Here is a 25,029-nt window from a genome sequence, read left to right as displayed (position 1 = left end):
GTATGCGCGCAACACGCGGGGTGCTGTTTGGGCTGATGAGTGCTTGCACGCTAAGTGCAGGCGCGGACTCGTTAAACGTGGTTTCCTGGGATGGCGCCTACGTGAAAAGTCAGATGCTGGGCTTTATTCGGCCCTACGAACAGAGCACCGGGCACCGTATCAATGTCATTCAGTACAGTGGCGGTATCGATCAGATCCGCCAGCAGGTGCGCGCCTGGAATGTGACTTGGGACGTGGTGGACTTGGAGCTGTTTGACGCCATTCGCGCTTGCAACGAGGGCCTGCTCGAGAAAATCGATTTTGCCAAATTGCCACCGGCGCCCGATGGCACGTCTGCATCGGAGGATTTTATCAATCTTCGCGCTACCGAGTGCGGCGTGGGGAATGTGGTTGGCTCTACCGTGGTGAGTTATCGGCGCGGCAGTTTTAGTGAGCCGCCTAAAACACTGGAGGATTTTTTTGACCTGAGCCAGTTTCCGGGCCGGCGCGGGCTGCGCCAATCTCCGCAGGGGAATTTGGAGTGGGCGCTGATCGCCGATGGCGTCGCTACCGAGCAGGTGTATCAGGTACTGCAAACCGAGCAGGGGCTGAATCGGGCCTTTGCCGTGTTGGATCGGTTAAAGCCGCATTTGGTTTGGTGGGAGACCGGCCAGGAGGCCGTGCGTTTGCTGGAGACCGGACAGGTGGCCATGTCGTCAGTGTACAGCGGCCGTATCGCAGCGGCCGTTGAGCGCGGCGAGCCGTTGGACATTTTATGGGATCATCAAGTGTGGTACTACGACGTGTGGGGTGTGCTCAAAAACGGTCGCAACACCGAGCTGGCCGCTGAGTTTGTGCGCTACGCCACCAACACCCAGAGCCTCGCGGCTCAGGCCCGGTACATTCCCTACGGTCCCATGCGGCGCTCGTCCATGGCGTTGCTGGATGAAAGCCTGCGCGAGCGCCTGCCCACGGCCAATGCGCACATGGAAAGCGCACTGGAGCTCAACGCCGCCTGGTGGTCGGAGCACCTGGACCGGATTCAGCCGCGCTTCGAGCGCTGGCTAGAACGCCCGCTGATGGTGCCGAAAGCCATGCCGCGCTGAGGGTGCTTGCGCGGTATTTGGGTGGAAAGCTCACATCACGCGCCAAAAATCACTAGGCACAGGGCCACGTGTCCTCCTGATATAGCAGTCGGTCTATACTGATGGGCCGGCGCTTCGGTGCGTCGTCTGAAAACCCTTGGCAGCGGATCGGCCGCCGCCCTCGTTACCACGCAAAACGGAATATTTCGGGAGAGGTAGTATGAAAGGTTTTTTGGTTCGTCCCGCGCAAGCGCTGTTGATGATTTGGTTGGTGTCACTGTCGATGCTGAGCCAGGCGGCCTCGGACCCGCTGCCTTCGTGGAAGGAGGGGCCATCAAAAAAAGCGATTATTGAATTTGTTACCCAAGTCACCAAGCCCGGTGCGGCTACCTTCGTGCCCGAGCCAGAGCGGATCGCCACCTTTGATAACGACGGCACCTTATGGGCTGAGCAGCCGGTGTATTTTCAGGGCCTGTTCGCGGTTGAACGCGTGCGAGCGCTGGCCGACAAGAACCCCGATTGGCGCAAGGCAGAGCCTTACAAAAGTGCCATTGAGGGCGACATGAAAGGCGTTATGGCCTCGGGCATGGAGGGGCTGGAAAAGCTGCTGGTTGCCTCTCATGCTAATGTCGAGGCAGAGGTGTTTGCCCAGGCGGTGAGCGACTGGTTGGCAACGGCCAGGCACCCGACCACCGGTAAGCACTATACGCAGATGGTGTATCAGCCCATGCTGGAATTGCTGGATTACTTGCGTGCCAATGGGTTCAAAACCTTTATCGTCTCCGGTGGCGGCATCGATTTTATCCGCGTCTTTGCCGAACAGAGCTACGGCATTCCTCCCGAGCAAGTCGTGGGCACTACCCTCGGCGCCCGCTTTGACATGAAAGACGGCGTGCCCACCATCGTGAAAGAGCCCAAATTGGTATTGATGGATGACAAAGTCGGCAAACCCGTTGGTATTTATCAGTACATTGGCCGTCGCCCGATCATGGCGGTGGGCAATTCCGATGGCGATATGCAGATGCTGCAGTACACCACCATCGCGCGCAGTGAAGCGGATAAAACGCCGAGACTGGGTGTGATTGTTCACCACACCGATGCCGAGCGCGAGTGGGCCTACGACCGCACATCCCACATTGGCAAGTTGGATAAGGCCATGGATGAGAGCAAGCAGCGCGGTTGGCTACTGGTGGATATGAAAAAAGAATGGAGCCAGGTGTTCCCGGAATAAGAGTTTAGTTTTCGGACCTGGTGACTTAAAGACGTAAAAAAAGCCCCGCTGTTTCCAGCGGGGCTTTTTTGTTAGAACACGCCGTTAAAGGGCGCGGCGCTGCTTACTTTTCAGCTTCGCGCGCTTTGACCTTGGCGATAACTTCTTCGGTCACGTTCTGCGGGCAGGGCGCGTAGTGTGCGAACTCCATGGAGAACTGGCCGCGGCCAGAGGTCATAGTACGCAGGTGGCCGATGTAACCGAACATTTCAGACAGCGGTACCTCGGCTTTTACGCGGATGCCGGTTGCGCCTGGTTCCTGACCGTTGATCATGCCGCGACGACGGTTCAGGTCACCGATAACGTCACCGACGTGATCGTCCGGCGTGAACACGTCTACCTTCATGATCGGCTCCAGCATTTGCGGGCCGGCCTTGGGCATAGACTGACGGAAAGCGCCTTTGGCGGCGATTTCGAAGGCGATGGCCGAGGAGTCAACCGCGTGGTAGGCACCGTCGAACAGCTCAACTTCAACGTCCAGCACCGGGAAGCCCGCCAGCGGACCTTTTTGCATCATGCCGGCAAAACCCTTCTCGATGGCCGGGAAGAATTCCTTAGGCACGTTACCGCCCACAACGGTGGAGGTAAATTTGAAGCCAGAGTTTGGCTCACCGGGCTTGATGCGGTAGTCGATTTTACCGAACTGACCAGAACCACCGGACTGCTTCTTGTGGGTGTAAGAATCTTCAATCGCCTGAGTGATGGTTTCGCGGTAAGCCACCTGAGGCTGACCAACCACCATTTCCACACCGTAGGTACGCTTGAGGATGTCCACTTTAATATCCAGGTGCAGCTCACCCATACCTTTCAGGATGGTTTCACCGGAATCTTCGTCGGTTTCTACGCGGAACGAGGGATCTTCAGCAACCATTTTACCGATGGCGATACCCATTTTCTCGGTAGAGCCTTTGTCTTTCGGCGCAACCGCGATGGAGATAACCGGATCGGGGAACACCATGGCTTCCAGCGTACAGGGGTGCTTGGGGTCACACAGGGTGTGACCGGTCTGTACGTTCTTCATACCCACGATGGCAATAATGTCACCGGCTTGGGCGTGACTCAGCTCGTTACGCTCGTTGGCCTGCATCTCCACCATACGACCCACACGCTCGGTCTTGCCGGTGAAGGAGTTGAGGATGGTGTCGCCTTTGTTCAGTTTACCAGAGTAGATGCGTACGAAGGTCAGGGCGCCGAAACGGTCATCCATGATCTTGAACGCCAGAGCGCGCAGCGGCTCGTCGGCACTAACGATGGCTTTTGCACCGGTCGGGTTACCTTCTTCGTCGGTCAGATCCTGCGGGTCAACTTCAGTTGGGGCCGGCAGGTAGTCAACAACGGCGTCCAGCACCAGCTGCATGCCTTTGTTTTTAAACGCAGAGCCGCAGAAAGTGGGGAAGAATTCCAGATCGCGAGTACCCTTACGGATGCAGCGCTTGAGGTCTTCAACAGAAGGCTCTTCGCCATCCATGTAAGACATCATCAGGTCGTCATCCATCTCAACGGCGGTTTCGATCAGCTGCTCACGGTACATGGCGACATCGTCTTTCATGTCTTCCGGAACGTCTTCGATGCGGTAGTTTTCGGGCAGGCCGGTTTCGTCCCACACATAGGCTTGCTGAGTCAACAGGTCAACCACACCCTTGAAGGTGTCTTCGCGGCCGATGGGCAGTGTCATTACCAGAGGCTTGGCGCCCAGGACTTTCTTGATCTGCTCAACAACGTTCAGGAAGTCGGCACCGATACGGTCCAACTTGTTCACGAAGATCACACGGGCAACTTCTGACTCGTTCGCATAGCGCCAGTTGGTTTCTGACTGGGGCTCAACACCGCCAGAACCACAGAAAACACCGATACCGCCATCCAGTACTTTCAGCGAGCGGTATACCTCAACGGTAAAGTCAACGTGTCCGGGGGTGTCGATCACGTTCAAGCGGTGGCCTTTCCACTCACAGGTAACGGCCGCCGACTGAATGGTAATACCACGCTCAGCTTCCTGCTCCATGAAGTCGGTGGTGGACTCACCCTCGTGCACTTCACCCAGCTTATGGATTTTACCGGTGAGCTTGAGAATACGCTCGGTGGTGGTGGTTTTACCCGCGTCAACGTGGGCGAAGATACCGATGTTTCTGTATAAACTAAGGTCTGTCATTTCGATACTCGTTAATCTAGGCCAAAAATTGGACGGCATTGTACAGCGAGGGGGGTGGCAATTGCCAATACCAAATGGGCTTAAATGTCCAGCTTTTTGGGTTTTGGCCAGAATTTTTCGCTTGCGTATGACAAGGCGATGAAAAACCGCCGCGCTTTACAGGCTCGTACTATCTTTACGTCTTTATTGATAGTCCTGGGATATGGCGTGCGGGTGAGACACCCGACCAGAGGCGTTTTATACTGCGCCACCAACAAAGACTGTGTCACGAGGCCCTAACCGCCATGTTTTATTCGCACAACAGTGAGCCGGGGTTTCGTCAAGCGCTTGTCTGGCTGCTCGCCGCGGTCACCTTGCTCGCTAGCCTGGCGACGATTCTGCACCGGTTGGAGCCACAGCCGCAGTGGCTGGACTTGATCCTGCCACCGGCCATGGCCTGCGCCTTTGCCGGTTTGACTCTGGCGGCACTGTTGCGCCCGAACTGGAGTCTGTCCATCGTGCGCTTGGTGGTGGCGCTGGGCGTGCTGGCACTGGTCATCCCGGCCTGGCACTACACCATTGTCTCCTACCGCGACCCGGCCATCACCTTGGTAACCATCTTTCCACCCATCACCTCCCTGCTGCTCTTATTGATCATGCTGGTGATTGTGCTCTTTCCACCGCGCAGCGCCTTCGCGGTGGTTTTGCTGGCCTGGGGGCTGATCAGCCTGCCGATTCTGGCTTACCTCTGGCTGCACCCGGAGGAGCTCTGGTCCCCGCGCGGTAAAGAAATGCTACTCACCTTTGGCCCGGCGCTTTTGCTGCTGCTGGTGATTGCGCCATTCTACCAGCGGGCCAACCAGCAACTGGAACGACTGAAATACGACCATGTAAAAATGCAGCGCCTGGCCGAGCACGATGCCCTGACCGAGCTGTACAACCGCCACGCGGGGATGCGCTTGCTCAAGCAGTTTCTCTCCAGGCTCGAGGCGGGCATGGTGGTGCTGTTTGATATTGACCATTTTAAAGATATTAACGACCGTCACGGCCATCCGGTGGGCGACCGGGTATTGCAGGAGCTGGCTCGGCGAGTGCGCAAGACCCTGCGCGATGACAGTGCGGTGATTCGCTGGGGCGGTGAGGAGTTTTTGGTGTTGCTGGACGATGCAGGGGGGCAGGCCTTGCAGACCATTCCCGAGCGTATCCGGGCCGTGGTCAAGGCGCAGGATTTTGCCGAGGTGGGCCCGGTGACCATTTCCGTTGGCGTGACCCGCGTAAGAGCCGACGACACCATGGATACTCTGCTCGAGCGCGTAGATCGTGCGCTTTACCGCGCCAAGCAACAGGGGCGCAACTGCGCCGCTGTGGAACCTTAGCGCGTGGTTCAGCCGTCAACAAACCCAATGGCTCGCGTCTTCATTGACGCCGCTCACGACCTAAGGAGAGCGACAGATGCAGGCAGTGGTCTTTACCCGCTATGGCGGTCCTGAGCAGCTGCAGCTCTCTCTGCGCGATAAACCTGTCCCAGAGCCTGGGCAAGTGCTGCTGCGCGTGCAGGCGGTCGCACTCAACGACTGGGATCTTCAAGCGTTAAAGGGGACGCCCTTTGTCAACAGAGTGATGTTTGGCCTGTTCAAGCCGCACAAGCAGATACTCGGCTCTGATGTGGTCGGTGTCGTCGAGGCTTTGGGCGAAGGCGTGACTCAATTCGCTCTGGGCGAAACATTGGTCGGTGACATCAGCGGCACTTGGGGCGGTTTGGCGGAGTATGTTTGCGTGAGTGAGTCGCTATTAACCGTCAAGCCTGACACGCTCAGTGCTGTGCAAGCGGCAGCCCTGCCTCAGGCGGGGCTGCTGGCGCAGCAAGGGCTTTTTGATGTCGGTCGGCTGCTGCCGGGTCAGTCGATGTTGATCAATGGTGCCGGGGGCGGCGTGGGCTGCTTTGCCGTGCAAATGGCCAAGCAACTGGGCGCACGGGTAACGGCCGTGGACAGTGCCAACAAGCTCGATGGTTTGCTGACACTGGGCGCCGACCATGTCCTTGATTATCAAACTCAGGATTTTACCCGCCTTGAAGAGCGCTACGATCTGGTGCTTGACGTAAAGACCAATCGGCTGCCATCGGCTTACGCTCGGGCGCTTAAAGACGGTGGAGTCTACGTCACGGTCGGCGGCCAGATCAGGCATTTGCTAACACTGCTGGTGGCGTCCCCCTTTTATCGCTGGCGGCACAAGCGGCATCTTCGCATTGTTGCGCTCAAGCCCAATAGCGGTATTGAACGCTTGCTGAACGAGGTGCAGGCCGGGCGCCTGCAGGTCCAGGTGGATCATGTGTATCCTCTGGCCGATACCGCTGAAGCTTTCAGGCGTCTGGATGAGGCGCGCCACTTTGGCAAAGTTTTGGTTAGCGTGGGCCAATAGCCAGCAGCGGCTTACTCTGGGTGCGCCCGTTTTAGGGCGCCTGCACGCACTGCTGCGCCATTGTGGGGCGCGCTTGCCGTTGGCGTACCGCAAGCTGCAGAGTCTGGCGCATAAATTATTGGTACGTTTCCTGCGTTGGGGTCTGTCACTTGTTCAACAGCGAGACTTTGCACTGCACACTTATTGGGCATAGGCGGGTCGGCATTGTGTGGAATCCATGAAGTTTGATCATGCTGCTATGAAGCCCTTTAAGCCCCAGCGGGACGCGCTTCCCGCCATCGACAGTTATTTCCCCTGTTTTCAGCCCATTGTTGAACTGGAGAGCGGCCGCGTCGCCGGACATGAGTCGCTGGCGCGCAGGCTCGGTGCAAATGGCGAGATAGAGTCTGCCGCGGCGTTGTTTTTTGGCGATGCCTATCCGCAAGACTGGGTGCTTGCGGTGGACAGAAGCGTGCGCCGAAAAGCACTGCAGACGGTGGCGGCGCAAAACAGCGGGCAGTTTATTGCCCTGAATATTTCCCCCGTGTGGGTGGACCGGTTGTCGGACATTAACGTCATCCCCACTTTGCGCATGATCGAGGAGTTGGGTGTCGATCCGCGCCAGGTGGTGATCGAGGTCACCGAGCGCAGTGGCGAGCTGGAAAACCTGCGGCGCTTGACCCGAGAGTATCAGCGCCACGGCCTGCGGGTAGCGGTGGACGATTTTGGCTCGGGCGCCTCGCAAGTCGACCGCATCATTGCCCTCGAGCCCGACCTGATCAAGCTGGATATGGACTTATTCAAAGCCGCCTCCCGCGGCGGCGCGGCGGCGGATATTGCCCTGGCCATTACCTCCATGGCCATGCGCGCCGGCTGCCAGATTGTCTGTGAGGGGGTCGAAACCCACGATGAGTTTGATTTTGCCGTCGAGTGCGGCGCCGATCTGGTGCAGGGCTGGCTCTATGATGCCGCCCAGCCCGAGCCCGATAGCTCGCGCCATTACACTGAGCAAACCCAGCAGTTAAAAGCGCGCTACCTGAGCCGTAAGGCGGCTACTCACGAGCGCGGCTACCGCCATCAGCTGGCCGTGGAGCAACAACTGCGCACCTTAAAAGACTGGCTCAACGCCGCCGATGCCGTGCATGAAGTGCACGACACCATGTCGGCCCATGCCTTCCAAAAACTGGGCATACTGCGCTTTTACCTGTGCAACTACGAGGGCACGCAGATCTCGCCCAACTTTGAACTGGCCGGCAGCAGCGTGCACACCGAGCCTGCCTTTATCGGCAGCAACTGGAGCCACCGGCCCTACTTTCCCCGCCTGACCGGCATTCGCCATTTACCGGTGGAGCAGCTGGTGGTCTCCGAGGCGTACCGCGATATACGCAGTGGCGATATGTGCAAAACCTACGCCCTTGCCCTCTCGGACACGCGCATCCTGATGCTGGATGTACTGGTGACCGATCAGGTATTGTTTGTGCGCTGATCGCAAAAAAAAAGGAAGCGTTATGCGTGCAATGGTATGGACCGCTTACGGCGGCCCCGATGCATTTGAACTGCAAGAGCGGCCAGAGCCGGAGCCAAAACCCAACGAGATTAAAATCAAGGTCGCGGCCACCACGGTCACCGCCGGCGATTGCGAGGCACGGCGGATGGACTTCCCGGTGTTCCTGCGCTGGGCCATGCGTTTATACTTGGGAGTCTTCCGCCCGCGCGCTGGCAAGGTCCAGGGCCAGGAGCTTGCGGGTGAGGTGGTTGCGGTGGGCGAGGCAGTTACCCGCTTTGCCCCCGGCGATAAAGTCTACGCCGCTACCCTGATGCGCTTTGGCGCCTGCGCTGAGTACCTGTGTCTGCCCGAGACCTATCCCATTGCGCCTATTCCGCCCGGCTTTGATGCCATGCAGGCGGCGACGATTCCCACCGGCGGGCTCAATGCCCTGCATTTTTTACGGATGGCCGACCTTAAGGCCGGCGATCGCCTGCTGATCAATGGCGCGGGCGGCAGCATTGGTACCTACGCGCTGCAAATTGCTAAAGCCTGGGGCGCTGAGGTCACCTGTGTCGACAGCGCTGAAAAGCTGCCCATGCTGACCCGCTTGGGTGCGGATGTTGTGCTCGATTATCGGCAAACGGATTTCGCTGCGGAACAAGATCGATACGATGTCATTATTGATGTCATTGGCCGCGCCGTCAGCGAGCACCGTTTGTCTGCCCTGACGCCGCAGGGGCGTTATGTACTGGGCGCGCCTACACTCTCGGCCATGATAGCCGCCAGCCGGCGCAACAAACGTTCGGCGCAAACCATTCATACGCGTTTTGCGGACTACCGGCCCGAACATTTAACGCAAATGCACGAGCTGATCGCCGCCGGGAAAATCAGCCCGGCCATCGATAAAGTCCTGCCGCTGGAGGCGCTGGCCGAAGCCCACCGCTATGTGGAATCCGGCCTGAAGCAGGGCCATGTGGTGATTACTCTTTAGCTTTCAGAAACTGAGCGATGTCCACCATGGGCGCGACCCAGAGTTGGTCACCGTGAGTGCTCAGATAATCGAGTAACCGGTTGTGCGCCTCGGCGCTCACATTGAGGTTGTGCTCGCCGCCGACACCGTGGAACAAGAACACCACCAGGGCGCCGCGCTCTATGGCCTCGTCCACCAGAGCGGTCAGTTGCTCACCGCTCTGGCCGTGAATCATGTGGGCGGCGATATTGTAGCGGTTGACTTGCTCAGGTGTGGGGTAACCGATCACCACGCCACGGGCGCCGACGAACAGGGGTTTTATCTGCTCGATGTAAGACTCGCCGCCGGCGGTTGTATCACCGCAGGGGTAGGCTAGGGTGCGTTCGGTTTTACCGTCCAGCGCCTCGAGTGTGGTATTGGCGGCCTGAATGTGTGCACTCATCCGCGCCACTGTCCAGCTGGACAGGTCGCGATCCGGGCTCACCCACTCGCGCCCCGGGCCCTGGCCGTTGCAGGGGTGGAAGAGCGTGTGATTGCCGAGCTCATGACCTTGCTCAGCCACGGCGCGCCACTCGTTCAGGCGTTTGGCAAAAGGCTCGGGGGCAATGGTGACGTAAAACGTGCCTCTAAAACCGTGCTTATTGAGCGCGGGCACCACACTGTCCAGATGAATATTCAGCGAGTCATCGTAGGTCAGCGACACGGCGGCGCGTTTGCCGTTCCAGAGATCTTGCGCCAAACACACATGGCTGAAGGCACTGAGGCCGAGTAAGGCTACACCAACGGATAAACGAAAAAACGGGCGCATGGGCAACTACCTTTTTTATTGGAATTGCTGCGAGCATAAGTCACTGGGCCGCACAGGCCAACCCGTGGTTTGTTAAGATTCATCACAGAGCGCGTTTAGCGGCGGAGACAACCTTGAAACCCATCGCCATTTACAACACCGATACCATTGCCGAGTCGCTGGCCCGTGAACATGGCCAGTATCCGGATATGTTTATCAAAAGCCTGGGGGCGATCAACCCGGCTCTGCGCTTTGCCCGCTTTGACGTTAATCGCGAGGTTTACCCCGAATCGCTTGCAGGCTACGCGGGGGTCTTGATCACCGGTAGCCAAAGCGCCGCTTATGACTCAGACCCGTGGATCGATCGGTTGAAAGCGAATATCGTCGATCTGGTTGAGCTGGGCGTGCCTTTGGTCGGCATTTGCTTTGGCCATCAAATCATTCACCAGGCGCTCGGCGGGCGGGTACAAAAGGCCGCCGGCGGCTGGTGCGTGGGCGTGCACGCTAACCGCCTTACCGGTGCAGCCGTTGACTATGGGCCTGAGGGCGAGGTGTTCAACTTGCTCTCAAGCCATCAAGATCAGGTCACTGACTGCGCACCGGGCACCGAGATACTGGCCAGCACAGCGCGGTGTCCGGTGGCCATGACACGTATCGGCGATCGTGTGTTGACCTTTCAGGGTCACCCCGAGTTTACCCGCGATTACGCACAGGCGCTGATGGATTGGCGCCGCGAGCGTATTGGCGTGACCGTTTGCGAGGCGGCCATGGCATCGCTCTCCCAGCCGTTGGATGAACAGCGAGCCCTACACTGGATGCTACAGACACTTGGGCAAAAGTAGCTGCTCACCTTGTGTAGGATTTATAGGGACTCGTCTGCGTTATTTACAATAACAGCCACTTGCATTGCTCAACACGCAATAAAATCAAGGAGTTAGCGGCCGGCATGATTCCTGCGTAAATGCTAGTCTCAAGATCATTGTTGGAGACTTAAGGAGTCTAGTATGAAAGCTGTAAAGCAAACCTTGTTGTGTACGCTCGTCGCCGCCAGCCTGTCATCGACCGCGGTTCTCGCGCAAGAGCAAAAATCGCAAACTCCAGCCATGCCCGCTGCGCCTGAGCAGGCCGCCCCGCAAATGGATGTGAGCGATCAGCAGGTGGACAACTTTGCCGATGCCTATGTGGCGGTGCAAACCCTCAGCCAGCAATACGGCGCCAAACTGCAGCAAACGCAAGACGCGGAAAAGTCCCAGCAGCTGCAACAACAAGCTCAGGATGAAATGCAATCGGCGATTACCGACACTGGCCTGAGCCTGAACGAGTACAAGCAGATTGCGCGCGCCGCCAACGAGAGCGAAACCCTGCGCCAGCGCATTACGGTAGCTGTAAACGAATTGATTCAGGCCGACGCGCCGGAAGAGTCCGAGAGCTAATGACTCAAGGCCGCAGGCTCGGCCTGCGGCCGCTGGTCAACCCGGCACTTAGGGGGTAAGCTTCTGTGTTAAAAACATCGGGAGCCGCCCCATGTCGTATCGCCCAGCTTACGTTTTACCGCATAAACACCGTCTTACAGCGTTTCTCGCCAGCAATGTGTTGCTTGCCCTCTTATGGCTGCCAGCCGCTACTGCCAATGAAGCCGCCGGAACGGGCAGCGCCGACAGCGGGCCTGTCGCAACCACCATGCCGAGCTCAAAAATAGAAAATTTTGCGCTTTGGCAGGATTCTGAATTCTCCACCTTCTTTTACGATACCACGGCCGATTTTAGCCAGTACGATCAGGCGGTTTTCTTTCCCATGACCTTTGATCGTATGGCGCTCACCGGCGCCGGCAACAACGAGTATATAGCCTCCTGGGAAAAGTCCACCTTTGAAGAAATGGATGAAATCTGCCAGTTTTTTGATGATTACATTCAAAAAACCTTCAAGCGCTCTGATGTCCTGCAAGCCACTCAGCGAGGGGGGCCTAATGTTCTGGCCATTGAGTTCCGGATGAAAGATTTTATGCCCACCTCCATGCGCCGCGAAGATGCGCTGGACACCGTGGGCGAGTCGCGCAACCGATTGGGCGTAGGCACCTTAACGTTTCAGGCGGTACTGGTGGAGTCACAAACCGGTAAGCTGGTGGCTGTCATTGAAGACGGCCTGGAAATAAAGTCCAGCTCCTACGCCGCGGACGATCGTGTCGGCCGAAACCTTGCCTGGAAGCGCTCTTTCCAGCGAGTGGTGCAAAAACTGCGTGATGATATAGAAACCAGACAGGCTATTTAACCCAACACCGCGGGTTGCGCTCAAAGCCCAGTGGCTCGTAATAAGTGTCTGCCGCGGGCGCTGCAATCAGAATCAGCTTGCAGCCAGTTCGCAGCTTCGCTTGCGTGTGTTCAATCAGCGCTTTGCCTATCCCTTGCCTCTGGTGCGATTGCGCCACGGCCAGGTCGGAGAGGTAGCAGGCGTAGTGAAAATCCGTGACCGAGCGTGCCGCGCCCACCAATACACCCCCGTCCCAGGCACTCACCAACAAGTTACTGTTGGTGAGCATGCCCGCAATGCATGCTGCGTCCGCAATCGGCCGGCGCTCGGCCAGGGTCGAGCGCTTGAGCAAATCGATAAACGCGTCGGGTGTCAGTGTGCTGTCCGTGCTGTAATGAATCATCTTACTTTTACACGTAGCTGCATGAGTGTCTACTGCTCAAAATAGGAGCGATAAGCCTCGGGTATACCGGTAATCGGCTGCCACTCAATTCGCCGAAAAAAGACTTCACCGGCTTCGCTTTGCAGGACAATCTGCCCCTGCGTCAGCGGTTGAATGCCCTCGTCGCTCGGGTAAGCCGAGCCGCTCAGTGCCATAACGACTTCGCCGTTGACAATGTGCAGACTTTTGTCTTCGTAGGTAATCAAATCCAGCGTGTTCCACTGACCGCTGGGCTTTTCATTGTCGTGGCTCGCACGGCAGGTAATCGGGGCCTGGTCGCCGCCAAAGGTTTTCAGAGGCGCTGTCGGGGAATAGCGGTGTGGGGTATCGTCGTTTTCCGCGGCGCAGCGAATATTAATTTGTGAGTAGGCGATTTTCCACCAGTCACCGGTCAGCCCGTCTACACCTTGTTCGACAATCTGAAACTCCTGCGACAGTGGCCAGGCACGCCAGTAGTCCACGCCATGCTCGCCTGTGCCGTGGTACAAAATGCCGGTATCCAGCGGCAGCTCTTCTCGCGGGGGCCATTTTTTCTCGCCCCATTTCACTTGCAGGCGCAGGTGATAATTGCCGTAGTTCTTGTGGGTAAAAATACCGCCGTAAATCTCACCAGAAATGCGCAGTACCGGTTCACCACTGTCAGTGCGGGTGCTGAAGACCTGCCACTCATCACGATCATAACCGACGGGCTCCAGATATTTCCCGGTATCGGCGCGCTTCAAGCCGCTGACCTCGGTACCGGGATTGGGAAAGCCCAGGTAAGTGCGCCATTGGCTGAGCTCGGCGTCCAGCAGCGGTTGCCACTGCTCCGCCGCCGCGGGCATTGACGCGCTGGCAAACAGTGAAAGTGAAAAAATCAGGGGGCAGAGTGAACGGGCATGGGTCATACAGCGGGCCTTGTCAGGGTTACAGTATTTTTTGGTGTTGGTGGATGAATATTACCTGATTGCAGAAAGTCAGGGTATCTCCGAGGTTAGGTCGTTTTTTGGCAGCGGCAGAAAGGCGCGGCGTTAGTGTTAAGCAAGTTTTACCTATATTAACTGTCAATGACTGATAACGTTCACTTACACTGCCGGTTTAACTTGGAAGAGTGTGAACGGTGGCAAACGCGCGTTATTATGAAATAGATCTGTTGCGACTGGTGTCGGCGGTTTTGGTGATGCTCTTTCACTACACCTTTGTCGGTTCGGCCTTGAATTTTTCCCCCGAGCCTCGTGCCGACGCCTTTGCGGTGGTCAGCAGGTACATGTACTTGGGGATCAATTTCTTTTTTATCATCAGTGGCTTTGTGATATTGCTTAGCGCCAAAGATGGCGAGCCACGCCAATTTGTCCTCTCGCGGTTTATTCGCCTGTACCCAGCTTACTGGTTGTGCGTGTTGCTAACCGCAGGCGCAGCCGTGGTGTTTGCGCAAGAGGCTTTTCAGCTCCCCTGGACGGATGTGCTGATCAATCTGACTATGCTCCAGAGCGGGCTGGATGTACCGCTGGTGGATGGTGTTTACTGGACCTTATGGATTGAGCTCAAGTTCTACGCCCTGGTGCTTATCATGGTGTGGCTGCGCTGGGTTCGCTACCTGCCCTGGTTTTGTGGCGTGGTACTGGTGGCATCCATTATCGGGCTAAGCACCTCGCTCGCGAGCAGTGTCGAGACCTTTGTCGCGGGCTTTCCACATTGGGCGGGCTACTTTGCCTGTGGCTGTGTGCTGTACCTGATACGCGAACGGGGGTTCCACTGGGGCTATGGCGTGTTAATGGTACTCAGCGTGATTTTTTGCATTCGCCAGAACCAGGTGTTTGCGCAAATGCTCACCGACTTTTACCAGGTGGAGTTTAAAGCCTGGGTCACCGTCGGGGCCACCTTGGCGTTCTATGCGCTCTTATCCGTCGTCGCTCTGCGCAAAACCGGTTTGCTGCGTGACCCGAGGTTTTATTATCTGGGCGTGCTGACGTACCCCTTGTACCTATTGCATGAGAATGTTGGGTTTATGATGTTTAATGCCTGGCATGAACTGCTGCCAGGGCCTGTGCTGATTACCGCTGTGGTGTTGTTTATGCTGCTCGCTGCCTGGCTGATACACCGCTGGGTCGAAAAGCCCGCACAAGTGTACCTAAAACGGGTATTGTTAGCTAAAGGAGGGCGGCAGTGAAACTGCGGCACCTGCATGCCACTTCATGCACTGCTGATTGGGCTAACCTGGCTTTTCACCGCACTCAAGCATTTCGATAAAATGATCAAAACGCCTTTGTCGGGTGTCAGCCCTTTTTGCACTGGTGAGTCCATGCGCAATGGTATAGCGGTTGGTTTTATTCAGTGTGTTAAAAAACTGTTCGGCTTGGGGCCTGCTTTTTAGTGCGTTAATGAAATCCTCGGGCACGGTCATTTCGCTTGCCTTATAGGCGTTGTCCCATCGGCCGTCCGCTTTGGCAGCCTGAACGTGTGTCAAACCCGCGTCGGTCATTCGGCCCTCACGGATCAAGCGCTCGGCGTGGTCTCTATTGCGTTTTGACCAGCTGCTACGGGCTTTTCTGGGGGTGATGCGTTGGCAATACGCCTGTTCATCAATAGACTTTTTAACGCCGTCTATCCAGCCCCAACACAGCGCTTCAATCACCACATCGTCCCAGGTCACGCTCTCGGTGCCGGAGTGTTTCTTGTAAATCTTTACCCACAGCTCGCTTTCGCTGGCGTGGTGCGCTTCAAGCCAGCGCGCCAGCGCTTGAGGTGTTGCAAAGGGTAGGGTTTTATCTGGATCGGGCTCTGGCATAACGATGGTCTATGGCATGAGTCTGTCTTACAGACCCTCCTGCTTTCTAAAATGGGCGACCAAAGCATTCGCATGACCATGACCGAGCTCATGTTCATTCTTTAGCCAAGCCACCATTTCCATATGTTTCATGGCCCTTTGTTGCTGAAGTAGGTCAAGCCAGTGTTCTATCGGGTGGCCGTACTTTTTCTCTATGGCAGGGAAATACGACGCAGGGCCTTTTACTTTTTCTTGGTGGGTCATGGTATTCCCTCTTAACAATGGTCCGGCGGCGATTATTAGGTAAAGAATTATAGGGCGGTCGCGTTCAGTGGGCAATTACGGTTTTGGCCGAAGAGACTGAATAAAGTCCGCGTTGACCCAAAATATATCGACATTCTCGTGATTGCCTGGAGTCGGGTTTCTATTGAATATCATGTACTTTCCATCCGATGTAACGCTTGCTACCGCTTCCCAGCCTTCCGTATTAATTTTCTCGCCTAGATTAATTGGGTTACTCCATGATCCGTTTTTTAGCTTGTAGCTGATGTAAAGATCGGAATCGCCATAGCCACCGCTTCTCTTACTATCGAAAATCAAATAAGACTCGTCAGGTGCGACAAAGGGGTGAAAACTCTTGCCGCTATTGATGTGGCTGCCTAGCAATTGGGGGGCTTGATGCTTGCCATCGACGATTTTTGAGTAGCGAATGTCGCCTGTTAAATCCTGCTTAAACTCATCAAAAAAATAGGTTTTTTCCGAGGAGGCCGTCAAACGCATGATTGGATAGTTGTTCAGTGGCGGGTCCAGCTCAGCCATTTCAGACCAGCCGTCTGCTGTGCGCGTTCTATAACGTGTGCCCAGATGCATGGTGTTTCCATCTGGAGAGAATAGAGGGGTTCCTGTTCTGGGAGAGAAAACAGATTCGTTCCAGCGGCTGCCTTCATTTTCTATTACAACAATCTCCTGCTGGTTGCTTTCTTGGTTTTTCCGAATGAAATAGAACTCTTTGAGGTCGGGTGAGAATACGCCCCCCGTTTCCCAGCCTGCAGAGGAGACTGTGCCCGGCGCGAACACTTGGGGGACTGCGCCCGGTGATTTTTGTCCAAGGTAAGGGCCTGTCAGAGGAAGGGTACTTTGCTGACTATAGCTGGAGTTGGCCATTGCCATGGCCGAAAGTAGTAAAGTAGTTACAACAGACTGCTTTTTCATTGGGCTTCCCTGTGCTTTACCGAGAGTAGAAGAGCTTTTTGTTCACCGAATACTCTAATAATGAGTGGTGGTCAGAATACACCATCAAGGGGCACTTAGGAGTGTTGTAGAGGAGAATGGCGCCGAATGTGTGGTGTTAACTGCCATTTGCTAGATCCTGCTTCGGCCACCTGTGACCGAAGACGGCCTAAGAGGGCGAAGACAACAGTACGATGCCAAAGATGGTCCAGTCATTGATAATGTGTGCGCCCGTAGAAACCCATATATTTTTAGTGCGAATGTAGGCCAATGACAGCACCAGACGCGCACTACCGATAACGAGGAGGCACTGGATCAGATTCCAGTTATACGTCGGCAGGTGTACCAGGCCAAAAAGAACAGAAGAAATCAGCCAAGCGAGCAGGACGGACTGGGTTCGGGTGAAATTAAGCCGGTCATGGGCGACGTAGAGAACCGCCAGGAAGGGCAGAACCGTGAGGATTTCCTCGCCAAAAAGCTGGGGGAGGCTGCGCAGGAAAAACCATTCTCTCTCTGCGGTGCTCTGACTGGCCAGTGCCTGCACGGCCAGGTTCAAATCGGCGCCATACAGACTCATTACCAGTAAGCCTACCAAAGAGCTGACCAGTAGATTCAAAAGCGCAAACCCCAGCATCAAGCCCACGTCGGCGCCTCGCACGCGGCGAAACAAGCCCAGCCAGTGGCGACCCGCCACCACGCGCAGGGTAACGAGCGGTACCAGCGGAAACAACAAAGTGCGAATGAGAAGCCCAAAATCACCGGTCAGAACCGGTACGTTAACGGTCAGGCAAGCAAAGCCTGCGCCCACAGCCGCGAGAACAATTAGCCACTGACTTACAGAAAGAGTCACTGTCTGATGGGCATGAAACGGAAAGTCATCGCCGGGTCGTTCCAGGCCACGAATCGTTCCTTGTGTGGAGGTTGATCTGGTATTTGTCACTTTCTGTTCCCGATTACATCAATTCCTAACTGTGGTTTGTCTGACAGTGTCCCTTATCTTTACTTTATCTGCTTTTTGATAAAAACGATTGCGCTAAAAAGTACCAAGCTTACCAATAGAACGATCATGTCGTCCCGCAATTGAGCGAATACGCTAATATTGCTTTTATAGCCTGTCGGGTTGCCATAGCCATTCATTTTCATCGCGAGAATATGGAAATAGACAGTGACGATAACCGATGATATGGTGGCCCCTAAAAACGAATACTTTAACGATAAAATAATGGCTCCGATGAGAATGGCCAGCGGAAATACAAAAAGCAAAAATAGCAGATCCATTAATAGCTATCCCTAAGGTGGTTGATGTTATTGATTGGGTCCGTTGCGGAGAGAATGGAATGCCCCACATTTGTGTGGCGCTTTTTTAGTGGTTTCGATGAACTTTGATTTCTCACTTCCAGCCGATTCCTTTCTCGAGTTTCTCAAATACTCGAAACTTGGCAAGCTTAATAACAAGCGCTTTAGGTATCGGTTTGTCCAATGGAAACTGAATGGTGTTTTCTGAGCAGGTGTATCCTTTCAGATCTTCGTGAAAAGCCGCTATCACAGACGGTGTGGGGTGGAGACTGATGTGTTTCTTTAGGCCCGCGTACACGTAAAGGATTCCGTTGTTTGTAAACGCCGGTTTTCCCCATTTAAGCTCTTCTTTCGCTTTTGGATCAGCCAGTTGCAAGTAAGAACGCAGCTCTTCTAGCCTTTGTTGTACCTCTCTAGGCTTGGAAGAGAGGTACTCTTTAACGGCTTTTGGTTTACTGGTCATGGAGGCTCCAAAGTTTTCCGCCCTGCAACGGGTCAGACAGCGGGTCGTGGATTATTGCCCGGCAGTGGCTTGCGTAAGAAAGCAGGCTCTGGACATGGCACTTGACATCAAGCATCCGTTTCACTGGCGCCAGTTGCTGGAAAGTCGGCTTTCAGCTTGCAGAAGAATGCGCGTCCCTCCGCATCATTGAGTTTTCGAAGCTTGTTGTCAACTCCCTCAATGCGCCAGCGCTTGAGGTGTTGCAAAGGGTAGGGTTTTATCTGGATCGGGCTCAGGCATGATGTTCGCTTTTTTATCTTTGGAAAGTCTGCTCGTATATAGTCGCGAAATATCAATCGCTCTATTACTCGTAGTCTCTTAAAAGGGGAACGTCACTCAGTTCCGTGTAACCCGCCTGTCCTGTCTAACAATTATAGAACACGTAAAGGCTGGATAATGGCTGATAAGATGCTTTTTAGGATGGGTTGAATACGGTTCTTCAGGAAAGGATAAGGGGGCGATAAATTCGCCCCCAGGTTGGGTCGTTCTGTTACAGGTCGATCTGGTCGCGAATTTCACCGTTGGGAAAGGCGGCGCTATGAACATTCACATAATGCCCGCCATCCAACATAATAGCTTCAAGCTCATCGGTTAACATGGTATCCGCAGGCACCATATACCCCTCGTCGGTAGCGTCAAGTGCGAGCACGACATCACCATTTTCACCTGCTGGTGCTTGGTGAATATGGGCGGCTGTGCTGGTTAGGCCGCTTGTTGTGAATGCTCCGCGCAGACTTTCGGTGTGAGTATTCAGGGTAAAAGCGCCTTGGCCCGATGCCGAAGTCTCTACCATAGGTACTTCGAGATCGCCGGAAAGCATCAGAGGAAACATAACGTGCATGGGGGTCAGTATTTGCCCGCGAATTTCTCCACCAGGGTTTTCTGGTGAGTGCACGTTGACGTAGTGCCCAGCATCCAAAAGTTGCGCCAAGGTCTCCATGTCCAGAGACGTATCGGCTGGTAGTCGCCAGGTTGAAACGCTGCCTTCATCCTGCTCCAGTCCCACCACGACATCGCCATTGCTACCAGCGATACCAGCGTGAATGTGCGCCGCTGAGGCTGTATCAAGGTTGCGGGTATGCACAACCAGCATAATATCGCCAGCAACAGTATTGACCATGGCATACCCATCGCCCTCCGCCTGGGTGTCTAACGCTGGCACTTCTTGAGAGCCACTTAAAGAGAAGGCAAGTACATCCCAAGGGGCAGGTGTAATCTGACCGCGGATTTCACCATTTGGAAAGCTTTCCGAATGCATGTTGACATAGTGGCCGCCGGAGAGCAGCAAGGTCTGAGTGTCTGCGTCCAAAGCGGTATTCTCCGGCGTTTGCCAAAGTCCATCGTGGTCCATGCTCTCTTCAAGACCAATTGCCACATCTCCATTCTCACCAATAGGGGCTTGGTGGATATGGGCGGCTGATGTCTCCATATTCATGGCCCAGGCGTTGAGGCGCAAGCCCCCCGAGCCGGTGTTGAGGGTCGCATAGCCCAAGCCGGTGGCTTCGGAGTCAATGCGTGGCACTTCTTGTCCTGGAGAAAGATCAAAAAGCACCAGTGAGTAATTCGCGGGCAGTATCTGTCCACGGATTTCTCCTTCTGGATGGGCATCGGTGTGTACGTTGACGTACAAGTTGGCCATGCCTAAAGCGGTGATTGCATCCGAGCCGAGCACAGCATCGCTCGGTAACTGCCACAGTCCTTCGGTGTCGGTGCTTGCCTCCAGGCCCACAACGACATCGCCATTTATGCCAGCCTCGGCATGATGAATATGGGCTGCGGTCGCGGTGAGATCCCAGGTCCATACATTAAGAGTCAGCGCATCATCGTCACTGTCGTGCAACAGATAACCCTGGCCGTGAGCATCGGTTTCAACGCCAGGCACTTCCTGTTTCCCGGATAAAGTGAAGACATGAACGCTTTGGGTGTCGGTGAGGAGTTGTCCGCGTAACTCACCGTCGGGAAAACTGTCGGTGTGCACGTTGATATACCACTGACCTGAGAGTAAACCTTCGTGCTGTTCTGATGTGATGGATTCATTTTCAATTTCCCATACACCATTTTCGTCGGCGTCTGAAAAACCAAACGCTACGGGACCATTGGTACCAACCTCACCGCTGTGAATGTGGGCCGAGGTAACGCCGTCAACCTCACTCAGGTCCATTTCGGCCATCACCATCATGTCGGTTTCATTCACAGTAACCGAAGCCATGGCCGACTGCTCGGTCTCTACCATGGGCACCTCCTGGTTGCCCTCAAGCATCACGTCATAACTCAATATTTCCGGTGTGGGCTCGGGGTCTGGAAGGGGGGTGTCATCATTGTCACTGCCGCAGGCGGATACGCCAAATGCTGTTGCGACGATAAGAAAATGCTTGAGCGCCTGCCGCGGCGCCAGGGTGGGTATTCTCATAGTAAAACTCCCTTACAAGACGGCTAACTGGCAATCACCAAGTGAATAGAGCCAAAAAGCCAAAAATGGCCAGCCGCGGAGCGCAGCTAGACCTGAAGACAACTCAATATTTGTACTGAGCCCGTGGGAGGTACGCGGGTCGAAACTGATGGATCACTGGGCTGGATATAAAAATTAAGCAGGTTGGTCAGGATGAGAATTGGCGCACAAAAACTCCAAGTGGCTCAAGCCGAGCTTCGGCAGCGTTACTGATTCAATGCCAGTCATTGTAAAATTTTCTATCTATAATTCCATTTTGAAATAGCGGCTGACGTTGCCTAATAACTGTCCTTTAGATATCTCTCTACCTGTGGGCGCATACACTGAGCGTGCCGGAGCGGTAGCTCAGAGGAGGTGTTCGCAGAGATCACCGCATGAATAATGACGACCTCAAGAACCAGGGTAACCGGCAGCACCGTCAGTAAAATGACCATGCAGGCGTCTTTGATCTGGCTTTCTGTTGGTGAGTCGGGTGGGGTTGTTGTGATGGATGCATTATTCGGCATGGGCTCCCCGCTGGGTACTCTAAGGTTGTTTGGGCAGAGCTTAGCTGGCGTGCGGCTAAGCCCCGTTCCCGCTTGAGAGGTACTGGCTGATCTAGTGAGGTTTTACAGCTTGCGCCCCAGCCTTTTCTCGGCAAGGCGCCGCTCCCAGCCTGGGCTCATAAAGCTGATGACCTCAAAGGCGATCAGGCCATGCACCACCAGCCCGACACCCAGGCCCGCGAAGACGATGTAAACCACCGGCTCTCCGTGGAACATAAAGAGAAACACAGCCGCCAAAATCAGGTAGGTGATCAGGTGCTCGTAAAACTCCTTCATGCGCTTGGCGTACAGGAGCACGCGCTGTTCATCCAGCTTTAATTCGGTGTCGTCTTGCATCTGCTCGTCCTCCGGTTGTAATAGAGATAGGTCTACCTCAAACACAGAAGCAAGAGCTTTGCAGGTTTCCATACTTGGACGGTGGCCTTGTTCTACCCGCTGAATGGTGCGGGTGGTTACCCCCGTCATCTCGGCCAGCTGGCTCTGTGACCAACCTTTTTTAAGGCGAAGTTTTCTGACAATCATGACTCTACCCTTGCTGCTTGAGGTGGCCCCAGTGTTACCGAAGTAAGGGCCTGGCAAAACGACACGCCCACGAAATATAGGCGAAACGGCTATGACAGTTCAATAAAATCAATGAGTTAAGCGGTGGTCTTGCAGGTACTCATCTTAATGAGCGGGCGTTTGTGTGGCCTCGTCGCACATTATATCGGCCAGCCCCGCCGGGCAAATCTTTAGGGCGCCGCTATTAACTTGCGCCTGATTGAACCACCGCAGCTTAAATGCAGCACCGTTTGACTCGACACCTTGGATGTCAGTTTTGCTATAAAAAGCCGCATCGGCGAAGCTGGCTTCATAAACAAAAACAATTTCGTGCCCGGCTTTGCCCTCAAATGTGAACAGGTTTTCAAGTACGCCCAATAGCGTTAGGTTATCAATCTCGGTGCCGATCTCTTCCCGGATTTCACGTCGAGCCGCCTGCTCAGAGGTCTCGCCAAACTCGATGCCGCCGCCAATCGGTGTCAGGTAGTGTTCATCTTTGAAGGGGTCATAGCCCTCACAAAGTAAAGTGGTGTCTTGGTGGCGAAATACACAGACAGCTTTTGCTCGGATACTTGGCATGGGGTGGATTCCAGATTTCTAATTGCCGGTCGGGTCTTATCGGGCTTTCCGCTCCAATGGGGAAGTGCTCATCTTGACGTGTGAGCCAAAATAGGGGGCGCAAGCTTGCAGGTGCTCTACGCCCACGGGGCAACAGAATTTTATTGTTAGGCGACTAGACGGCATTCCACTCGTATACCGATACCTCGGATGACCCACTCGTATGAACCGGGTCACTCAATGCAATGGCCCGCGCCGCTTCTAGATCTCTAGCCGAAACGATGTATGCGCCACCAGACTTGTCGGTGAACGGGCCTGCGAGTTCGAGGACACCATCGGCTTTGAGTTGGGCCAAAAACTGCTTATGAGCATCAACGACCGACTGCTGGAATCGGGGGGTTCGCATGGCCATGATTAGGTATCGCACTAAAGACTCCTTGGTAGCTTGACGCCTACTTATGGGGCCGCAGTGTAGCGTTAGTGGAACGGAAGCCCCAGGCGCAGGCGCCAAGAAGCACTTGTTAAGTGGATATACGCACATGCCTAAGTGCCCAACCCCCAAACCCAGTGCCAACTACAAATACAATTAGAAAAGCTAAAGGTAACACTATAAGATTATCTGACACACCCAGCCATCTAGGAAGCGGCACAGGCAATGCTAGAAAGCCAATTATAACTGAGCTTATGGCAGTGCCGAACATTGCAATCAGAACATCTCGACGAGCTTTGCGCCACAAGCTAGATAGGCGAAAATGCCAAGCTTGGATCGAAAGGCAAAGTGCCAGTGGCGGAAAATACCAAACCGCGAAAAGCAGCATCAACTCGCCGGGAAGTATGTAGTTCTCGTCCATCCACTTAATACTGCAATTAGGCAATCCCGGTCGCCTCAGGGACTGAAGATCAAAACAATGTAGACAAGGAAGATGACCAAGTGCCCGGCCCCCTCTAGTACGGTTGTGCGAGGTCCGGAGAAAGTGAGCGAGCAGAGTAGGAGCGTAAGAGCAAGCAGTGTCATGCCAGCCGGGTCGAGACCGAGCACCATCGTTTTTCCAGTTATGATACCGACGCCGAGAATCGCTGGCACGGTCAGACCAATGGTTGATGCGGATGCGCCGAGACACAAGTTGATAGATTGTTGCAGCTGATTATCGAGCGCAGCCCGCAGCGCAACGATTGCCTCCGGTGTAAATATGATGAGGGCGATGAGTACCCCGCCCAGTGCAGGAGGGGCACCAAGCACGACAATGCCATGATCAATCAACATGGCGAGTTGCTTGGCCAAAAGCACGATGGGTAACATCGTAAGGACAAGTAAGCACGTATGCCCCCCGATCGCGCGACCCGCCGAACCATGCCTCTCGATTTTTGTGTTCCCGTCGTCTGCCACTTCGCATTCTTTGAGGGAGTCTACAAAAAACAGCCGGTGGCGTCCGGTTTGGATCATCAGAAAAATGCCATAGAGCGCTATAGTAAATACGGAAAAGAAAGCTGCTTGTGTGGTCGTCAGACTGCCTACAGGTTCTGCTTGCGTGAAGTTAGGCAGGACGAGCGCAATCACCGACAGCGGAATGATAACGGCGAGGTAGGCTACTGCCCCTTGGAGATTGTACGCTTGCTCGCGGTGACGCCACCCACCTAAGAGCAAGGCCAGACCGACGACCCCGTTCAGCACGATCATAAGGACTGCAAACATCGTGTCGCGCCCAAGAGTCGACGCGGCCTCGCTGCCAAACACCACAGCAGCAATCAGTACGACTTCGACTATCACGATTGAGAGTGTGAGAACGAGCGTTCCGATGGGCTCACCGAGTAGTTCGGCAAGGTGGTCTGCTTCCTTAACGACCCCAGAAGCACACCACAGAATGACAGCGAAAAGCCAAACAAATAGCATAGACGAACGTAGCGTAGAGCTGAGATCAGTAAGCCACGAGTCGCCAAAGATGAGGAACAGTACCACCGTTGCCCATGCAATCGTAAGTCGTCCGATAATCAGAGCCATCTTTCTCAACCTCTCGTCAGTTTTACTGCCTAACGCCGCTATAAATTGCGGCTTTGGAGTTGATTGTTTTGTGGTAGCGTAGCGTTAAGCCACAAAACAAGCGACGGAAAAGCCGTCAATTTGATAGCCTTGTATGGTTGAATATTCATAGAAACGCTGTTCCTTGCGACTGTTGGCGGGTAAATTGAAGCCCGTAGCTAGCGGCAACTAGTTACCGGAGAAGTAATCCGATGCATGCCAGGTACTCGATACCGTTAACAAGCCTGGATGCTTCTCCGACCCGATTTAAACTCGAACAGTCGAATGGGCTTCAAAGCCCGAATTTAGCAAGTAAGGGCTATTATGACAACCACAAAGGGTAATACGG

General features: G+C 54.9%; 25 protein-coding genes. 10 read left to right on the top strand and 15 right to left on the bottom strand.

Going from position 1 to position 25,029, the window contains the following annotated elements; all coding sequences use genetic code 11:
- The first annotated feature begins 2 nt into the window (after nucleotides 1-2).
- Complete coding sequence (locus QWI16_RS00465) at nucleotides 3-1,085, top strand: ABC transporter substrate-binding protein (RefSeq protein ID WP_302710745.1); 1,083 nt, start codon at nucleotides 3-5, stop codon at nucleotides 1,083-1,085.
- Between the two features lie 199 nt (nucleotides 1,086-1,284).
- Nucleotides 1,285-2,295: an HAD family hydrolase gene (locus tag QWI16_RS00460; RefSeq protein WP_302710744.1), complete on the top strand. Its 1,011-nt coding sequence runs from the start codon at nucleotides 1,285-1,287 to the stop codon at nucleotides 2,293-2,295.
- Nucleotides 2,296-2,398: 103 nt separating this feature from the next.
- Here the strand turns inward: QWI16_RS00460 and fusA are convergent, their stop codons facing one another.
- On the bottom strand, nucleotides 2,399-4,483 hold the full coding sequence (gene fusA / locus QWI16_RS00455) for an elongation factor G (protein ID WP_302710743.1): 2,085 nt from the start codon (nucleotides 4,481-4,483) through the stop codon (nucleotides 2,399-2,401).
- 284 nt (nucleotides 4,484-4,767) lie between these two features.
- Here fusA and QWI16_RS00450 point away from each other — a divergent pair, with 284 nt between their 5' ends.
- The 4 genes from QWI16_RS00450 (at nucleotide 4,768) to QWI16_RS00435 (ending at nucleotide 9,342) form a co-directional block, all read left to right on the top strand.
- A complete protein-coding gene (locus tag QWI16_RS00450) occupies nucleotides 4,768-5,838 on the top strand; it encodes a GGDEF domain-containing protein (RefSeq protein ID WP_302710742.1) in 1,071 nt (356 codons plus the stop codon).
- Between the two features lie 76 nt (nucleotides 5,839-5,914).
- Nucleotides 5,915-6,883, top strand: a complete 969-nt coding sequence (locus tag QWI16_RS00445) for an NAD(P)-dependent alcohol dehydrogenase (RefSeq protein WP_302710741.1) — start codon at nucleotides 5,915-5,917, stop codon at nucleotides 6,881-6,883.
- A 217-nt stretch (nucleotides 6,884-7,100) separates the two neighbouring features.
- The gene (locus tag QWI16_RS00440; RefSeq protein ID WP_302710740.1) at nucleotides 7,101-8,348 is read left to right on the top strand and encodes an EAL domain-containing protein; all 1,248 of its coding nucleotides are present in this window, start codon (nucleotides 7,101-7,103) and stop codon (nucleotides 8,346-8,348) included.
- 22 nt (nucleotides 8,349-8,370) lie between these two features.
- Nucleotides 8,371-9,342, top strand: coding sequence for an NAD(P)-dependent alcohol dehydrogenase (locus QWI16_RS00435; RefSeq protein WP_302710739.1), 972 nt, complete (start codon nucleotides 8,371-8,373; stop codon nucleotides 9,340-9,342).
- Here QWI16_RS00435 and QWI16_RS00430 read toward each other — a convergent pair.
- Nucleotides 9,332-10,129, bottom strand: a complete 798-nt coding sequence (locus QWI16_RS00430) for a polysaccharide deacetylase family protein (RefSeq protein WP_302710738.1) — start codon at nucleotides 10,127-10,129, stop codon at nucleotides 9,332-9,334. The two genes, QWI16_RS00435 and QWI16_RS00430, sit on opposite strands and share 11 nt — an antisense overlap.
- A 113-nt stretch (nucleotides 10,130-10,242) precedes the next feature.
- On the opposite strand from QWI16_RS00430, the gene QWI16_RS00425 reads away from it, so the two are divergent.
- The 3 genes from QWI16_RS00425 to QWI16_RS00415 all read left to right on the top strand — a co-directional run bounded on the left by QWI16_RS00425 (nucleotide 10,243) and on the right by QWI16_RS00415 (nucleotide 12,376).
- The gene (locus QWI16_RS00425) at nucleotides 10,243-10,950 is read left to right on the top strand and encodes a glutamine amidotransferase-related protein (RefSeq protein WP_302710737.1); all 708 of its coding nucleotides are present in this window, start codon (nucleotides 10,243-10,245) and stop codon (nucleotides 10,948-10,950) included.
- Nucleotides 10,951-11,112: 162 nt separating this feature from the next.
- On the top strand, nucleotides 11,113-11,541 hold the full coding sequence (locus tag QWI16_RS00420; protein WP_302710736.1) for a DUF4168 domain-containing protein: 429 nt from the start codon (nucleotides 11,113-11,115) through the stop codon (nucleotides 11,539-11,541).
- 91 nt (nucleotides 11,542-11,632) lie between these two features.
- The gene (locus tag QWI16_RS00415; protein WP_302710735.1) at nucleotides 11,633-12,376 is read left to right on the top strand and encodes a DUF3313 domain-containing protein; all 744 of its coding nucleotides are present in this window, start codon (nucleotides 11,633-11,635) and stop codon (nucleotides 12,374-12,376) included.
- Here QWI16_RS00415 and QWI16_RS00410 read toward each other — a convergent pair.
- Both QWI16_RS00410 and QWI16_RS00405 read right to left on the bottom strand, forming a co-directional pair.
- Complete coding sequence (locus QWI16_RS00410) at nucleotides 12,369-12,758, bottom strand: GNAT family N-acetyltransferase (protein WP_302710734.1); 390 nt, start codon at nucleotides 12,756-12,758, stop codon at nucleotides 12,369-12,371. The genes QWI16_RS00415 and QWI16_RS00410 overlap by 8 nt on opposite strands.
- Nucleotides 12,759-12,787: 29 nt before the next feature.
- The gene (locus QWI16_RS00405; RefSeq protein WP_302710733.1) at nucleotides 12,788-13,684 is read right to left on the bottom strand and encodes a 3-keto-disaccharide hydrolase; all 897 of its coding nucleotides are present in this window, start codon (nucleotides 13,682-13,684) and stop codon (nucleotides 12,788-12,790) included.
- 212 nt (nucleotides 13,685-13,896) lie between these two features.
- Here QWI16_RS00405 and QWI16_RS00400 point away from each other — a divergent pair, with 212 nt between their 5' ends.
- Entirely contained in the window at nucleotides 13,897-14,946 is a 1,050-nt protein-coding gene (locus QWI16_RS00400; protein ID WP_302710732.1) for an acyltransferase family protein, read from the top strand.
- A gap of 42 nt (nucleotides 14,947-14,988) precedes the next feature.
- On the opposite strand, the gene QWI16_RS00395 is transcribed toward QWI16_RS00400, so the two are convergent.
- The 11 genes from QWI16_RS00395 to QWI16_RS00350 all read right to left on the bottom strand — a co-directional run bounded on the left by QWI16_RS00395 (nucleotide 14,989) and on the right by QWI16_RS00350 (nucleotide 24,662).
- Nucleotides 14,989-15,564 carry a YdeI/OmpD-associated family protein gene (locus tag QWI16_RS00395; protein ID WP_302710731.1) on the bottom strand — a complete coding sequence of 192 codons (576 nt, stop codon included), beginning with the start codon at nucleotides 15,562-15,564 and terminating at the stop codon, nucleotides 14,989-14,991.
- 27 nt (nucleotides 15,565-15,591) lie between these two features.
- Entirely contained in the window at nucleotides 15,592-15,807 is a 216-nt protein-coding gene (locus QWI16_RS00390; protein ID WP_302710730.1) for a DUF4287 domain-containing protein, read from the bottom strand.
- A 75-nt stretch (nucleotides 15,808-15,882) separates the two neighbouring features.
- Entirely contained in the window at nucleotides 15,883-16,755 is an 873-nt protein-coding gene (locus tag QWI16_RS00385) for a TolB-like translocation protein (RefSeq protein ID WP_302710729.1), read from the bottom strand.
- 187 nt (nucleotides 16,756-16,942) lie between these two features.
- The gene (locus QWI16_RS00380) at nucleotides 16,943-17,713 is read right to left on the bottom strand and encodes a CPBP family intramembrane glutamic endopeptidase (protein WP_302710728.1); all 771 of its coding nucleotides are present in this window, start codon (nucleotides 17,711-17,713) and stop codon (nucleotides 16,943-16,945) included.
- A 59-nt stretch (nucleotides 17,714-17,772) separates the two neighbouring features.
- Complete coding sequence (locus tag QWI16_RS00375) at nucleotides 17,773-18,051, bottom strand: hypothetical protein (protein ID WP_302710727.1); 279 nt, start codon at nucleotides 18,049-18,051, stop codon at nucleotides 17,773-17,775.
- A 112-nt stretch (nucleotides 18,052-18,163) separates the two neighbouring features.
- Nucleotides 18,164-18,532: an iron chaperone gene (locus QWI16_RS00370; protein WP_302710726.1), complete on the bottom strand. Its 369-nt coding sequence runs from the start codon at nucleotides 18,530-18,532 to the stop codon at nucleotides 18,164-18,166.
- 529 nt (nucleotides 18,533-19,061) lie between these two features.
- Entirely contained in the window at nucleotides 19,062-20,981 is a 1,920-nt protein-coding gene (locus tag QWI16_RS00365; protein ID WP_302710724.1) for a CHRD domain-containing protein, read from the bottom strand.
- A 647-nt stretch (nucleotides 20,982-21,628) separates the two neighbouring features.
- Nucleotides 21,629-22,087: a helix-turn-helix domain-containing protein gene (locus tag QWI16_RS00360; RefSeq protein WP_302710723.1), complete on the bottom strand. Its 459-nt coding sequence runs from the start codon at nucleotides 22,085-22,087 to the stop codon at nucleotides 21,629-21,631.
- Between the two features lie 144 nt (nucleotides 22,088-22,231).
- Nucleotides 22,232-22,684, bottom strand: a complete 453-nt coding sequence (locus tag QWI16_RS00355) for an NUDIX hydrolase (protein WP_302710722.1) — start codon at nucleotides 22,682-22,684, stop codon at nucleotides 22,232-22,234.
- A gap of 154 nt (nucleotides 22,685-22,838) precedes the next feature.
- The gene (locus QWI16_RS18700; protein WP_368045272.1) at nucleotides 22,839-23,075 is read right to left on the bottom strand and encodes a YciI family protein; all 237 of its coding nucleotides are present in this window, start codon (nucleotides 23,073-23,075) and stop codon (nucleotides 22,839-22,841) included.
- Between the two features lie 474 nt (nucleotides 23,076-23,549).
- Nucleotides 23,550-24,662 (bottom strand): calcium:cation antiporter, encoded by a 1,113-nt coding sequence (locus QWI16_RS00350; RefSeq protein WP_302710721.1) that lies wholly within the window; start codon nucleotides 24,660-24,662, stop codon nucleotides 23,550-23,552.
- Nucleotides 24,663-25,029 lie beyond the last annotated feature (367 nt).

It is taken from the genome of Gilvimarinus algae, from assembly GCF_030518215.1.
Classification (GTDB): Bacteria; Pseudomonadota; Gammaproteobacteria; order Pseudomonadales; family Cellvibrionaceae; genus Gilvimarinus; species Gilvimarinus algae.
Note: the sequence above shows the minus strand (reverse complement) of the source record. Positions and strands in the feature narration are given on the sequence as shown.